9 protein-coding genes are annotated in these 12073 nt (G+C 53.6%); 7 read left to right on the top strand and 2 right to left on the bottom strand.

Annotation, left to right across the window (positions count from 1 at the left end; translation table 11 throughout):
* Nucleotides 1-7: 7 nt before the first annotated feature.
* On the bottom strand, nt 8-982 hold the full coding sequence (locus tag IMQ48_RS13210; protein WP_196209396.1) for an MDR family oxidoreductase: 975 nt from the start codon (nt 980-982) through the stop codon (nt 8-10).
* Between the two features lie 225 nt (nt 983-1207).
* On the opposite strand from IMQ48_RS13210, the gene csrD reads away from it, so the two are divergent.
* Complete coding sequence (csrD, locus tag IMQ48_RS13205) at nt 1208-3148, top strand: RNase E specificity factor CsrD (protein ID WP_196209395.1); 1941 nt, start codon at nt 1208-1210, stop codon at nt 3146-3148.
* 8 nt (nt 3149-3156) lie between these two features.
* Here the strand turns inward: csrD and IMQ48_RS13200 are convergent, their stop codons facing one another.
* Nucleotides 3157-3477 carry a hypothetical protein gene (locus IMQ48_RS13200; protein ID WP_153880057.1) on the bottom strand — a complete coding sequence of 107 codons (321 nt, stop codon included), beginning with the start codon at nt 3475-3477 and terminating at the stop codon, nt 3157-3159.
* Here IMQ48_RS13200 and mreB point away from each other — a divergent pair.
* The 6 genes from mreB (at nt 3455) to yhdP (ending at nt 12039) form a co-directional block, all read left to right on the top strand.
* Nucleotides 3455-4498 (top strand): rod shape-determining protein MreB, encoded by a 1044-nt coding sequence (gene mreB, locus IMQ48_RS13195; RefSeq protein ID WP_000913396.1) that lies wholly within the window; start codon nt 3455-3457, stop codon nt 4496-4498. The genes IMQ48_RS13200 and mreB overlap by 23 nt on opposite strands.
* A gap of 63 nt (nt 4499-4561) precedes the next feature.
* Nucleotides 4562-5584 (top strand): rod shape-determining protein MreC, encoded by a 1023-nt coding sequence (gene mreC / locus IMQ48_RS13190; RefSeq protein WP_196209394.1) that lies wholly within the window; start codon nt 4562-4564, stop codon nt 5582-5584.
* Nucleotides 5585-6073: a rod shape-determining protein MreD gene (gene mreD, locus IMQ48_RS13185; RefSeq protein WP_103928680.1), complete on the top strand. Its 489-nt coding sequence runs from the start codon at nt 5585-5587 to the stop codon at nt 6071-6073.
* A gap of 7 nt (nt 6074-6080) precedes the next feature.
* Nucleotides 6081-6674, top strand: a complete 594-nt coding sequence (locus IMQ48_RS13180) for a nucleoside triphosphate pyrophosphatase (protein ID WP_196209393.1) — start codon at nt 6081-6083, stop codon at nt 6672-6674.
* The gene (gene rng / locus IMQ48_RS13175) at nt 6664-8133 is read left to right on the top strand and encodes a ribonuclease G (RefSeq protein WP_096755470.1); all 1470 of its coding nucleotides are present in this window, start codon (nt 6664-6666) and stop codon (nt 8131-8133) included. The genes IMQ48_RS13180 and rng overlap by 11 nt, the downstream gene beginning before the upstream one ends.
* A gap of 105 nt (nt 8134-8238) precedes the next feature.
* Entirely contained in the window at nt 8239-12039 is a 3801-nt protein-coding gene (gene yhdP / locus IMQ48_RS13170) for an AsmA2 domain-containing protein YhdP (protein ID WP_196209392.1), read from the top strand.
* Nucleotides 12040-12073: the final 34 nt, after the last annotated feature.

Below are 12073 nucleotides of genomic sequence, written 5' to 3'. Positions count from 1 at the left end.
TTGCAGATTAGACGATCTTCACCAGCGTGCGGCCTTGCACCTGGTTATTGATGATGGCATCGGCAAACTTCGGTGCGTCGGCGAGAGCAATTTCAGTTGCGGCCTGGGCGTAGAAGGATTCAGGCAGGTCAGTGACCAGACGTTGCCAGGCTTGCGCGCGGCGCGCCGGTGGCGTCATGACGGAATCGACACCCTGTAAACGCACATTGCGCAGAATAAACGGCATCACCGTAGTAGGGAGCGCAAAACCACCAGCCAAACCACAGGCGGCAACACAGCCACCGTAATTCATCTGCGCGAGGACTTTTGCCAGCACTTTGTCACCAACGGTATCAATGGCGCCTGCCCACAGTTGTTTTTCCAGTGGGCGAGTTTCAGCAAACTCGTCGCGACCGAGGATTCGGTTGGCGCCCAGACTACGCAGATAGTCGTGCGTGCTTTCGCGACCTGATACCGCTGCAACCTGATACCCCAACTTATGCAGTAATGCAACGGCAGTGCTGCCCACACCACCGCTGGCGCCGGTGACAACAATCTCACCGTCCTGCGGGCGGATACCGGCATCTTCAAGCGCCATCACACACAACATGGCGGTAAAACCGGCCGTGCCGATGATCATTGCTTTGCGGCTATCCAGCCCTTTTGGCAGCGCAACCAGCCAGTCGCCTTTGACGCGTGCACGTTCGGACAGTCCGCCCCAATGGTTTTCACCTACGCCCCAACCGGTCAGTAACACCTCCTGGCCTGCGTGAAAACGGGGATCTTCACTGCGGCGTACGGTACCGGCGAAATCGATACCAGGAATCATCGGAAAATTACGGATAATTTTTCCTTTGCCAGTGATGGCCAGGGCGTCTTTATAATTCAGGCTCGACCAGTGAACATCCACCGTCACATCGCCTTCTGGTAGCTGATTTTCGTCGAGGGGTTGAACGGATGCGAGGGTTTTTCCGTCCTGCTGTTCTAAGATCAAAGCCTGCATAACCTGTCCTCAATTCATATAGTGGATTGGAAAATTAATTATGAAGACTATACTCGCTAATCAAAACGTGATGCCGATTCTGCGCAATAAATTGCCAGATATACCTGATTTGGTAGTATGCCCACATTATTTATGTAAATTGACGGATTTCGCGTTCATTTTTGCATTTTCGTGTCGCTTTTCTATTTTCATGCCTGATTCATAACTGTCGGAGTTAACACAAGGATGCGATTAACGACGAAATTTTCAGCTTTTGTGACTTTGCTCACAGGGTTAACGATCTTCGTGACGCTGATCGGCTGCTCGCTGAGTTTCTACAATGCGATCCAATATAAGTTCACCAGTCGCGTCCAGGCCGTCGCGACGGCGATCGATACTCATCTGGTCTCTAAAGATTTTGTCACCCTAACACCGCAAATAGATGAGCTGATGGTGTCGGTTGATATCATTCGCGTTGAGCTGCTACAGGGGGAAAGTAAGGTTTATAGCCATTCCCGCGTCAGCAGCTATCGCCCGGCGGGAACAAACAATCTGTATCGTGAAATCACCGTCCCTTTGCTCAAGCACCCGGGGATGTCGCTGCACCTGGTGTATCAGGATCCGATGGGCAACTATTTCCATTCGCTGATGACCACCGCACCGCTCACGCTGTCGATTGGTTTTATAATCCTGATGCTATTTTTGTCGGTGCGCTGGCTACAGCGTCAGCTTTCCGGTCAGGAACTGCTGGAGATCCGTTCAACGCGAATCCTTAACGGTGAACGTGGTCCGAACGTGCGGGGAACTGTATATGAATGGCCTGCACGTACCAGCAGTGCGCTCGATACGCTGCTCTCCGAAATTCAAAGCGCTCGCGAGCAGCGCAGCCGGCTGGATACGCTGATTCGATCGTATGTGGCACAGGATACAAAAACTGGGCTCAGCAACCGTCTGTTCTTTGATAATCAGCTGGCGACGCTGCTGGAAGATCAGGAAAAAGTGGGCGCCCACGGCGTGGTGATGATGGTGCGCTTGCCGGACTTTACACTTTTACGCGACAGCTGGGGGATCGACCTTGCGGAAGAGCAAATCTCAGCGCTGATCAATTTATTATCGACCTTTATTGCGCGTTATCCCGGAGCGCTGCTGGCGCGTTACCACCGTAGCGATTTTGCTATCCTGTTGCCGCACCGTACCTTGAAAGAGGCGGAAAGCATTGCAGGACAGTTGTTAAAAGCGGTTGATGCACTTCCGGCTAACAAAAAAATCGATCGTGCCGATATGATTCATATTGGCATTTGCGTCTGTCGCAGCGGTCAGTCAGCTGAACAGGTGATGGAGCACGCTGAAGCGGCAACCCGTAATTCGGTTTTACAAGGCGGGAACAGTTGGTCAGTTTATGACGACTCGCTGCCAGAGAAAGGCCGGGGTAATGTACGCTGGCGCACGCTCATTGAACAGATGCTCAGCCGGGGCGGCCCACGGATTTATCAAAAACCGGCAGTCACCCATGAAGGACGAGTACACCATCGGGAATTAATGTGCCGTATTTTTGATGGCAGCGAAGAGGTGATCTCGGCGGAATATATGCCGATGGTGCTGCAATTTGGCCTGGCGGAAGAGTACGATCGTTTGCAGATTAGCCGTCTGATCCTGCTTTTGGGTTATTGGCCACAGGAAAGTCTGGCGATTCAGACGACGGTCGAGTCGCTTATTCGCCCGCGTTTTCAGCGCTGGTTGCGTGATACCTTGATGCAGTGCGAAAAATCGCTGCGTAAACGCATAATTATTGAACTTGCTGAGGCGGATGTTTGTCAACACATCAGCCGACTACAGCCGGTCATCCGCTTGATGGATGCGCTGGGTGTTCGTATTGCCGTGACGCAGGCAGGGTTGACGTTGGTAAGTACCAGTTGGATTAAAGAGCTCAATGTTGAATTGTTGAAGCTTCATCCGAGCCTGGTGCGGAACATTGATAAGCGCACGGAGAACCAGCTGTTGGTTCAAAGCCTGGTGGAGGCCTGTTCAGGCACGCCAACGCAGGTTTATGCCACCGGCGTCCGTTCGCGTAGCGAATGGCGTACGCTGACAGAACGTGGAGTTGCGGGTGGGCAAGGCGATTTTTTTGCTGCATCACAGCCACTTGACACAAACGTGAAAAAATATTCGCAAAGATACTCGGTTTAACCTGCCGTTTAATTTGTTTTCACGTAGAATAACGCGCGCTGTGCCTTCTGGGGGTGTGCTTGTCTGCTCGCCAGAATGTAACAGCAAACATGCAGGTGAATGACCTTTGACAGGTTGCAAACAAAAGCGAGGAGTGCTGCTGATTTTTTCAGCCCTGATGGACTCAGGCCGGTTTTGTAACAAAGGAAACGAACTGCACTAATTTTCACCGTAGCAGATGATTTTTCCGCCTTGTCGCTGCTGCGTGTGGTTGGTAAAGTAAGCGGATTTTGTTTTCCGCCCCAGCTTTCAGGATTATCCCTTAGTATGTTGAAAAAATTTCGTGGCATGTTTTCCAATGACCTGTCCATTGACCTGGGTACCGCGAATACCCTTATTTATGTAAAAGGACAAGGCATCGTATTGAATGAGCCTTCCGTTGTGGCCATTCGTCAGGATCGTGCCGGTTCGCCGAAAAGCGTGGCTGCAGTAGGTCATGATGCGAAGCAGATGCTGGGTCGTACGCCGGGCAATATTGCTGCAATTCGCCCAATGAAAGACGGCGTTATCGCCGACTTCTTCGTGACTGAAAAAATGCTTCAGCACTTTATCAAACAAGTGCACAGCAATAGCTTTATGCGCCCAAGCCCGCGCGTACTGGTGTGTGTACCGGTTGGCGCAACCCAGGTTGAACGTCGTGCTATCCGTGAGTCCGCTCAGGGCGCCGGTGCGCGTGAAGTGTTCCTGATCGAAGAGCCGATGGCGGCAGCGATCGGTGCTGGTCTGCCTGTTTCCGAAGCAACCGGTTCTATGGTTGTGGATATCGGTGGTGGTACCACTGAAGTCGCCGTTATCTCCCTGAACGGTGTAGTTTACTCCTCCTCTGTACGTATCGGTGGTGACCGTTTCGATGAAGCCATCATTAATTATGTGCGTCGTAACTATGGTTCTCTGATCGGTGAAGCGACCGCTGAACGTATTAAACACGAAATCGGTTCCGCTTACCCTGGCGACGAAGTACGTGAGATCGAAGTGCGTGGTCGTAACCTGGCCGAAGGTGTTCCACGTGGCTTTACCCTGAACTCTAACGAGATCCTGGAAGCGCTGCAGGAACCGCTGACCGGTATCGTGAGTGCGGTAATGGTTGCCCTGGAACAATGTCCGCCAGAACTGGCGTCTGACATCTCCGAACGCGGCATGGTGTTGACCGGTGGTGGTGCACTGCTGCGTAATCTTGATCGTCTGTTAATGGAAGAGACCGGTATTCCAGTTGTTGTCGCTGAAGATCCGCTGACCTGTGTGGCGCGTGGCGGTGGCAAAGCGCTGGAAATGATCGATATGCACGGCGGCGACCTGTTCAGCGAAGAGTAATCGGGTTCCGGCAGGGTTAACATCCGATGCCCTGCCGCATCTGATACGAGAATACGCAAACTTATGAAGCCAATTTTTAGCCGTGGCCCGTCGCTACAGATTCGCCTTATTCTGGCGGTGCTGGTGGCGCTCGGCGTTATTATTGCCGACAGCCGCCTGGGTACGTTTAGTCAAATCCGAACGTACATGGATACCGCCGTCAGTCCTTTCTACTTTATTTCTAATGGTCCCCGTGAATTACTCGACGGCGTGTCGCAAACGCTGGCCTCGCGTGACCAACTTGAACTTGAAAACCGGGCGCTGCGTCAGGAACTGCTGCTGAAAAACAGTGACTTACTGATGCTGGGGCAATATAAACAGGAGAACGCGCGCTTGCGTGAACTGCTGGGATCGCCGCTGCGCCAGGATGAACAAAAGATGGTCACTCAGGTCATCTCAACGGTTAATGACCCTTACAGCGATCAGGTGGTTATCGACAAGGGTAGCGTGAACGGTGTCTATGAAGGCCAGCCAGTTATCAGCGATAAAGGCGTAGTCGGCCAGGTCGTTGCCGTGGCGAAGCTGACCAGTCGCGTGCTGCTGATTTGCGACGCCACCCACGCGTTGCCAATTCAGGTATTACGTAACGATATCCGTGTGATTGCTGCCGGAAACGGCTGTACGGACGATCTGCAGCTCGAGCATCTGCCTGCCAATACCGACATTCGCGTTGGCGATGTGCTGGTGACTTCCGGTCTGGGTGGGCGCTTCCCTGAAGGCTATCCGGTTGCCGTTGTCTCTTCCGTTAAACTGGATACTCAGCGTGCTTACACCGTGATTCAGGCGCGTCCGACGGCAGGGTTACAGCGTTTGCGTTATCTGCTGCTGTTGTGGGGCGCGGATCGTAATGGCGCCAATCCGATGACGCCGGAAGAGGTACATCGCGTAGCCAATGAACGTCTGATGCAAATGATGCCGCAGGTCCTGCCTGCACCGGACGCGATGGGACCTCCTGCGCCCGTTCCTGCACCGGCGACTGGCGTAACACCTACTCCTGCGACGACCACGCCGCCAGCACCTTCTCCGCGTAAGCCGGGAGGGCAGTAAGTGGCAAGTTATCGTAGTCAGGGGCGTTGGGTTATTTGGCTCTCGTTTCTTATCGCTCTTTTACTGCAAGTCATGCCCTGGCCGGACGACATTCTTGTTTACCGGCCAAACTGGGTGCTGCTCATCTTGTTATATTGGATCCTGGCGCTGCCGCATCGCGTAAATGTGGGCACAGGATTTGTGGTGGGTGCCATACTGGATCTCATTAGCGGCTCCACGCTTGGCGTGCGGGCCCTGTCGATGAGCATCATTGCCTATCTGGTCGCGCTGAAATTCCAGCTATTCCGTAACCTGGCGCTCTGGCAACAGGCGCTGGTGGTCATGTTGCTATCACTGGTCGTGGATATTATTGTTTTCTGGGCCGAGTTTTTAGTGATCAACGTCTCTTTCAGACCTGAAGTGTTCTGGAGTAGTGTAGTAAATGGTGTGCTTTGGCCATGGCTATTTTTACTGATGCGTAAAGTCCGCCAGCAGTTTGCGGTGCAATAAGGTTGATATGAATACTCTGTATCTGGCTTCAGGTTCCCCCCGCCGTCAGGAATTGTTGACCCAACTAGGCGTCACCTTTGAGCGACTGGTTCCGGGGATTGAGGAGCAGCGGCATCCGCAAGAGAGCGCGCAGCAGTATGTTGTTCGCCTCGCGTGCGAGAAGGCGCAGGCAGGCGTTGCGCTGGCTGCACGAGACTTGCCGGTACTGGGTGCAGATACCATTGTCATCCTGGATGGTGAAGTGCTGGAAAAACCACACGACACCACGCATGCAGCCGCGATGCTGCGCAAACTGTCAGGTAAAACACATCAGGTGATGACGGCGGTAGCATTAGCCGATCGCCAGCACAGTCTGGACTGCCTGGTGGTAACGGAAGTGACGTTCAGAGCACTAACAGATGAGGACATCGCCGGCTATGTTGCCAGCGGTGAACCCATGGATAAAGCAGGTGCATACGGTATTCAAGGGTTGGGTGGCTGTTTTGTCAGGAAGATAAATGGCAGCTATCACGCCGTAGTCGGCTTACCGCTGGTAGAAACGTATGAGTTGCTGAGCAATTTTAACGCACTGCGTGAAAAAAGGGATAAACATGACGGCTGAATTGTTGGTAAACGTAACGCCCTCGGAAACACGTGTGGCGTACATTGATGGCGGTATTCTGCAGGAAATTCATATTGAACGTGAGGCGCGACGCGGAATCGTAGGCAATATCTACAAAGGTCGTGTAAGTCGTGTACTTCCGGGTATGCAGGCGGCTTTTGTAGATATTGGGCTGGATAAAGCCGCATTTCTTCACGCTTCAGACATCATGCCGCACACTGAATGCGTGGCGGGTGAAGAACAGAAGCAGTTCACCGTGCGCGACATCTCCGAACTGGTTCGTCAGGGTCAAGACCTGATGGTGCAGGTGGTCAAAGATCCACTGGGTACCAAGGGAGCCCGTCTGACGACTGACATTACGCTGCCATCCCGTTATCTGGTCTTTATGCCTGGTGCTTCGCATGTTGGGGTTTCCCAGCGAATCGAAAGTGAAACCGAGCGTGAACGCCTGAAAAAAGTGGTGGCGGATTACTGTGATGAGCAGGGCGGGTTTATTATTCGTACGGCGGCGGAAGGCGTGTGCGAAGACGATCTGGCTTCAGATGCCGCATATCTTAAGCGAGTCTGGACCAAAGTCATGGAGCGCAAAAAGCGCCCGCAAACGCGTTACCAGATGTACGGCGAACTGGCGCTGGCGCAGCGTGTGTTGCGTGATTTTGCTGACGCCCAGCTTGACAGGATCCGCGTGGACTCCCGTCTGACCTACGAAGCATTGCTGGAGTTTACGGCAGAATACATCCCTGAGATGACCAGCAAGCTGGAACACTACAGTGGACGACAGCCCATTTTCGATCTCTTTGATGTGGAAAATGAAATTCAGCGTGCGCTGGAGCGCAAGGTTGAGCTGAAATCCGGCGGCTATTTGATTATCGATCAAACCGAAGCCATGACCACTGTCGATATCAATACCGGTGCGTTTGTCGGGCATCGTAATCTTGATGACACCATCTTTAACACCAATATTGAAGCCACGCAGGCCATCGCGCGTCAGCTACGTTTGCGTAACCTCGGCGGCATTATCATTATCGATTTTATCGACATGAGTAATGAAGATCACCGTCGCCGGGTGCTGCACTCTCTGGAGCAAGCGCTGAGTAAAGATCGTGTCAAAACCAGCATTAATGGCTTTTCACAGCTTGGGTTGGTGGAGATGACGCGTAAGCGTACGCGCGAAAGCGTGGAGCATGTGCTGTGCAACGAGTGTCCGACTTGCCACGGACGCGGTACGGTGAAAACGGTCGAAACGGTATGCTATGAAATAATGCGTGAAATTGTGCGAGTCCATCATGCTTACGACTCCGATCGTTTCCTGGTCTATGCTTCTCCGGCAGTGGCGGAAGCCCTGAAAGGTGAAGAGTCACATGCGCTGGCGGAAGTGGAAATCTTTGTTGGTAAACAGGTTAAAGTACAAATTGAACCGCTTTATAACCAGGAACAGTTCGACGTCGTTATGATGTAGTTAACCAACTGATGGCGATATCTTCCAGGCCGGATAAGGCGTTCACGCCGCCATCTGGTAAAACGGTTTTGTGAGTCACATTTTTTGGCAGACAAGGAGAGATGCGTGAGGCGATTGCCGGGGATTTTACTGCTCACTGGAGCCGCGCTCGTCGTCGTCGCAGCGCTGCTGGTCAGTGGTCTGCGCCTTGCGTTGCCGCATCTCGATAGCTGGCGGCCTGCGATCCTCAGCAAGATTGAGTCGGCCACCGGCATGACCGTTTCTGCCAGTCAGCTCTCCGCCAACTGGCAGAATTTTGGCCCCACTCTTGAAGCCCGCGATATCCACACTCAGCTTAGCGACGGCGGCGAATTCTCGGTCAAACGCGTCACGCTGGCGCTGGATGTCTGGCAAAGTTTGCTGCACATGCGCTGGCAGTTTCGTGACCTCACCTTCTGGCAACTACATTTACGCACGAATACGCCTATCCAGCGCAGCGACAATGATGACGGCGTTGAACCCGGACGTGTCAGCGATCTGTTCCTGCGTCAGTTTGATCATTTCGATCTACGTGACAGCCAAATCAGTTTCTTGACCCTCTCTGGTCAGCGTGCGGAGCTGGCGATCCCTCAGCTTACCTGGCTGAACGGAAAAAACAGGCACCGCGCCGAAGGTCAGGTTAGCCTTTCCAGCCTGACCGGGCAGCACGGTATCATGCAGGTGCGGATGGATCTGCGTGATGACGAAGGGCTACTGAACAATGGCCGCGTCTGGTTACAGGCCGACGATATCGACGTCAAACCGTGGCTAGGGAAATGGATGCAGGATAACGTCGCGCTGCAAACGGCGCGCTTTAGCCTGGAAGGGTGGATGACGCTCAGCAAAGGTGAAATTTCCAGTGGTGATGTCTGGCTGAAGAAAGGCGGGGCAAGCTGGAAAGGTGACAACAATACGCACACGCTGTCTGTTGATAACCTGACCGCACATATCAGCCGCGAACAGCCTGGCTGGGTGTTCGCGATCCCAGATACGCGTATCACGATGGATGACAAACCCTGGCCGAGCGGTGCTCTCACCCTGGCCTGGATCCCCGAGCAGGAAGTCGGGGGCGAGAATAACAAACGTAGCGACGAGCTGCGCATTCGAGCCAGTAACCTCGAACTGGCGGGTCTGGAAGGGCTACGTCCCATGGCTGCAAAGCTCTCCCCTGCGTTGGGTGACATCTGGCGGGCCACGCAGCCGAGCGGCAAGATAGATACGCTGGCGCTGGATATCCCATTACAGGCGACAGAAAAAACGCGCTTCCAGTCCTCGTGGACCGATCTGGCCTGGAAACAGTGGAAGCTGTTACCAGGCGCCGAGCATTTCTCTGGTACGCTTGCCGGTAGCGTGGAGAACGGTGCGCTTACCGTCTCGATGAAGCAGGCAAAAATGCCATATGAAACCGTCTTCCGTGCGCCGCTGGAAATAGAAGACGGCGTTGCGACGCTAAGCTGGCTGAAGAACGACAAAGGTTTTCAACTGGATGGGCGGAATATTGATGTTAAAGCCAAAGCCGTCCATGCGCGCGGTGGGTTTCGCTATCTACAGCCGACAGGTGATGAGCCGTGGCTGGGCATTCTGGCGGGGATCAGCACTGACGACGGTTCTCAGGCCTGGCGTTATTTCCCGGAAAACCTGATGGGTAAAGACCTGGTCGATTACCTTAGCGGTGCGATTCAGGGCGGTGAAGCAGATAACGCCACGCTGGTGTACGGCGGGAATCCGCGTTTGTTCCCGTATACACATAATGAAGGTCAGTTTCAGGTACTGGTGCCGCTGCGCAATGCCAAATTTGCTTTCCAGCCTGACTGGCCAGCGCTTACCAATCTTAACATTGAGCTGAACTTCATTAATAACGGCCTGTGGATGAAGACCGACGGTGTCAATTTAGGTGGGGTGAGAGCCAGCAACCTGACGGCCAATATTCCCGACTACGCAAAAGAAAAGCTGCTGATTGATGCCGATATCAATGGTCCTGGCAAGGCGGTCGGACCGTATTTTGACGAGACACCGTTGAAGGATTCTCTGGGTGGCACGCTGGAGCAGCTCCAGATTGATGGCGATGTGAATGCTCGCTTACATCTGGATATCCCGCTGAATGGCTCGCTGGTGACCGCCAAAGGTGATGTCAACCTGCGTAATAACAACCTGTTTATTAAGCCACTCGACAGTACATTAAAGAACCTGAACGGTAAATTCAGCTTTATTAACGGCTCACTCAAGAGCGAGCCGATGACGGCCACCTGGTTTAATCAGCCACTGAACGTCGACTTTTCCACGACCGAAGGCGCTAAAGCCTATCAGGTAGCGGTGAATTTGAACGGCGACTGGCAACCAACCCGCATGGGCATCCTGCCAACGCAGGTGAACGAGGCTTTAAGCGGCAGCATGGCGTGGAATGGTAAAGTGGGTATCGATCTGCCGTACCATGCCGGGGCGACCTACAACATCGAATTAAAAGGCGACCTGAAGAATGTAAGCAGTCACTTACCTGCGCCGCTAAATAAAGCGGCCGGTGAGTCTCTGCCATTAAACGTGAAGGCGGACGGCAACCTGCGCAGCTTCGATTTGACGGGTAACGCAGGGAATAAAAATCACTTTAACAGCCACTGGCTGCTGAATCAGAAACTGACTCTTGACCGCGCTATCTGGACGTCTGAAAGTCGCACGGTGCCTGACCTGCCCGATCAGCAGGGTATTGAACTTAATCTTCCGCCAATGGACGGTGCGCAATGGCTGGCACTGTTTAACAAAGGCGCGGCGGACAGCGTGGGTACCAATGCCGACTTCCCGCAGCGTATAACGGTACGTACGTCGTCGCTATCGTTGGGTGGTCAGCAGTGGAACAATCTCAGTATTGTGTCTGAGCCTTCGATGAACGGCAGTAAAGTGCAGGCGCAGGGGCGTGAGATCAACGCGACGTTGGCGATGCGCAATAACGCACCGTGGCTGGCAAACGTGAAGTATCTCTATTACAACCCGAGTGCAGCAAAACCTGCGTCGAACGCCACGCCTGCCTCGCCGTTTTCCACCATCAACAACATCAGCTTCCGTGGCTGGCCAGACGTGCAGCTACGCTGTGAAGAGTGCTGGATGTGGGGGCAGAAATACGGGCGCATTGATGCTGACGTCGCGATTAAGGGTGATACGCTGACCCTGGATAACGGACTGCTGGATACGGGCTTTGCCAGGCTGACCCTCGATGGTGAATGGGTTAACGCGCCGGGTAATGTGCGTACATCGCTGAAGGGAAAACTGAACGGCAACAAAATTGACTCCGCAGCCGGTTTCTTTGGCGTATCGACCCCGATCCACAACTCTTCGTTTAACGTTGAGTACGATCTGCACTGGCGTAACCCGCCCTGGGAGCCTGATGAGGCGTCGCTGAATGGTATTTTGCGTACCCGTCTGGGCAAAGGTGAGCTTACCGAACTCAGCACCGGGCATGCGGGACAACTGCTGCGCCTGCTGAGCTTTGATGCGCTGCTGCGTAAACTGCGTTTCGATTTTAGCGATACGTTTAATGAAGGCTTCTATTTTGACTCGATTCGCAGCACGGCGTGGATCAAGGATGGCGTGATGCATACTGACGATACGCTGGTAGATGGTCTGGAAGCTGATATCGCCATGAAAGGCTCGGTCAATCTGGTCCGTCGTGAACTGAATATGGAAGCCGTAGTCGCACCGGAAATTTCTGCTACTGTGGGGGTGGCCGCCGCATTTGCCGTTAACCCGATTGTCGGCGCTGCGGTGTTTGCCGCCAGTAAAGTTCTGGGGCCGCTGTGGAGCAAAGTCTCGATTCTGCGCTATCGCATCACTGGTCCGGTCGATAAACCGCAGATTAACGAAGTTCTGCGCCAGCCGCGTAAAGAAAGCCAGCAATGATTTGACGGGGGCGAGTAATTGCCCCAATCTCAGT

Source organism: Citrobacter sp. Res13-Sevr-PEB04-36, from assembly GCF_015672735.1.
Classification (GTDB): domain Bacteria; phylum Pseudomonadota; class Gammaproteobacteria; order Enterobacterales; family Enterobacteriaceae; genus Citrobacter.
Note: the sequence above shows the minus strand (reverse complement) of the source record. Positions and strands in the feature narration are given on the sequence as shown.